This is a genomic window from Zobellia barbeyronii, from assembly GCF_018603515.1.
Taxonomy (GTDB): Bacteria; Bacteroidota; Bacteroidia; order Flavobacteriales; family Flavobacteriaceae; genus Zobellia; species Zobellia barbeyronii.
This window is the reverse complement of the sequence record NZ_JACATN010000017.1, coordinates 1-2685: the sequence shown is the minus strand read 5'-3', so window position 1 is coordinate 2685 and position 2685 is coordinate 1. Positions and strand designations below refer to the sequence as shown.

General features: G+C 33.3%; 4 protein-coding genes. All 4 read left to right on the top strand.

From position 1 onward, the window contains the following. Positions 1-187, top strand: a 187-nt coding sequence (locus tag HW347_RS20530; RefSeq protein ID WP_214613592.1) for a hypothetical protein, incomplete at its 5' end; no start/stop codon positions are given. Positions 188-191: 4 nt separating this feature from the next. Then, on the top strand, positions 192-539 hold the full coding sequence (locus HW347_RS20525) for a hypothetical protein (RefSeq protein WP_214613591.1): 348 nt from the start codon (positions 192-194) through the stop codon (positions 537-539). Between the two features lie 53 nt (positions 540-592). Further along, a complete protein-coding gene (locus tag HW347_RS20520) occupies positions 593-1084 on the top strand; it encodes a hypothetical protein (protein WP_214613590.1) in 492 nt (163 codons plus the stop codon). A gap of 404 nt (positions 1085-1488) precedes the next feature. Continuing rightward, entirely contained in the window at positions 1489-2274 is a 786-nt protein-coding gene (locus HW347_RS20515) for a hypothetical protein (RefSeq protein ID WP_214613589.1), read from the top strand. Positions 2275-2685: the final 411 nt, after the last annotated feature.

Genomic DNA, 2685 nt, shown 5'->3' with positions numbered 1-2685 from the left:
CACTCATTTCCCTCAACGGTCCGGGTATGCCGCGACTTTTATAAAGGCTATTTTGTTTTTGCCAACTTTACTACCTACTTTAGATAACTACACACAACTGGGCATATATTCCAGAAGTCACAGCAATCTTCCACTCGGTAGGCTGCGCCTTCCGGAAGATATACCCGGACCGTTGTGGTTAATTTAAGAAAATGACAATAGAAGAACTAAAATCGAACATAAAATGGTGGGAATCTAAAAGATGGATTTATAGTATCGCTGTTGGAATTTTCGGAATTTTTGCAATCTATGATGGACTTTCAAGAGGAGAATACTCTTGGACTATAGACGACACAATCGGAATTATAATTTGGGGAATTGGAGCAAATATTTTTTACTCATTAGGAACTCTATTAGAATTGTTTGATTGGTACTATCTGAAAAATAAAATCGGACTTAAAAGGTTTCGAATGATATTTTTCATAATCGGACTTTTATTCAGTTGTTTTTGGACTTTATGGTGTGGTTGGCTTTATTTCGCAAAACCATATTTATGGTAAGATTGTATAATAATGGAACGAAATCTGAATTCGTTAACTGAATGAAATACTAAATGAATAAAGAAAATATATTATTAATATTGTGGGTAATCTTTGGATTTGTCTTTGTTATTGCTATTGAATCAATACTATATTTCCTAATTCATTTACTATATTTTGGTTTAGCAGAATTAGGAATTTCATATAATATAATGACTTACGTTTTTCCAATAATAACTTTGATTTTTTATGCGCTGACCGCATTATTTCTCTTAAAGATAATCAAAACAAAATCAAGATTAAAAGCATCAGGAATTTATCTAACTGAATTTCCAAAAAAACTACTAATAATTATGACTTTAGTTGTTTTTATACTAACACCTTTGACAAACAAATTATCTGGAATGTATGCCGAATCTGCTTCTGAAAACACACTTTTGGAAATGGGAGAATATTTGAGATTTTATGGTTGGTTTAACCTTGGAATTGCAATTTCTCAAACATTAGTTTTAATAGCAATGGTTGGGTTTTCATTAATGAAACTGAAAGAAATAAATAAAAACTAACCACAACACCGTATATAATTTATTGCTAGTTCTAGCCTACTTACGAAAGTCCTCGCGGACTTTCTTGGTCGGTAATTATTTACTAAATTAGATGCTTAAAACACGCAACAAACCATATACAAACACGTTGAGGGAAATGACCTAAAGGCCGTGTTACTCCGCTGCAAAAAAACACGTACTGCATGAATAGCTGTTTTTTCACGACTCCCGTAACACTCATTTCCCTCAACGGTCCGGGTATGCCGCGACTTTAATTAAGGCTGTTTTGCTTTTGCCAACTTTACTACTTACTTTAGATAACTACACACAACTGGGCATATATTCCAGAAGTCACAGCAATCTTCCACTCGGCAGGCTGCGCCTTCCGGAAGATATACCCGGACCGTTACCACCAATTTAAAAAAATGAGCAAACTGACAAAAACTATACTTCTAATATTAACTATATCACTTTTTACAAGTTGTGATTTTATTAATAACGCATTCACATACAAGGACACTACTCAAGGATTTGTAGAATCACTAATAAACAAAGATTATGAAAAGAGTGTTTCTTTTATGGCAACCGAAAATGAGGCTTATAAAAACACGAGTATTGACACACTGAAATTAGGGTTAGTGAATTTTCGAAAAATAATTGTAGACAATTTCGGAAAAGAGTTAAGCTATAAATTTATGACCGCTGAAAAAACTTTATCAACAGTAGAGGGAGAAAGCACAGCGCCAAACACAACTAAAGCACAAGTTGAATTTTCAAACGATAAAGAATTCGGGGTTTTTGAAATTACTTTTGATGATAGTTCAAATAAAATATTATATATAAAAACACTTGACTTAAAGGAAAAAATTCCGAATATGATTTGGTTTTGGTTCTTTGGGATTTTGGCAATATGCGTTCCGGTTTTTAACATTTGGATTATTATAAAAATTAAGAAAAGTGATTTAAAGAAAAAATGGCTGAAATATATTGCTGTGATTTTTCTGAATGTTCCAGCGATAACTTACAGTGCCGTTTATGGACTTTCGTTTAGTTTGTTAAGTTTTCAAATACTGTTCGGTATTAGTTTTTCATATATGGGATATTTAAGTTCAGCTTGGACTTTTGGAGTACCACTTGGCGGACTATATTGGTTATGGAAATTGAATAAAAAAGAAGACGTAACAACCGAAAATGAAATAATAACGGAATAAAAACTGGTGGTAACACTGTATAAAAAACATAGGGCGTTTGTGCTAAACCGAAAGGTCTGTGAATATTAACAAAGTCCGCTAAATATAAAATTTGGCGTTTATAGTAAAAAAGATAAAAGCAAAATATTTATATTTAGCTAAGTAATAAACCGAAACGAAAGTGCTTATCACCTGCCCTACGATTTCTTATACTTAACGTTGAGGGAAATGACCTAAAGGCCGTGTTACTCCGCTGCAAAAAAACACGTACTGCATGAATAGCTGTTTTTTCACGACTCCCGTACCACTCATTTCCCTCAACGGTCCGGGTATGCCGCGACTTTTATAAAGGCTATTTTGTTTTTGCCAACTTTACTACCTACTTTAGATAACTACACACAACTGGGCATATATTCCAGAAGTCACAGCAAT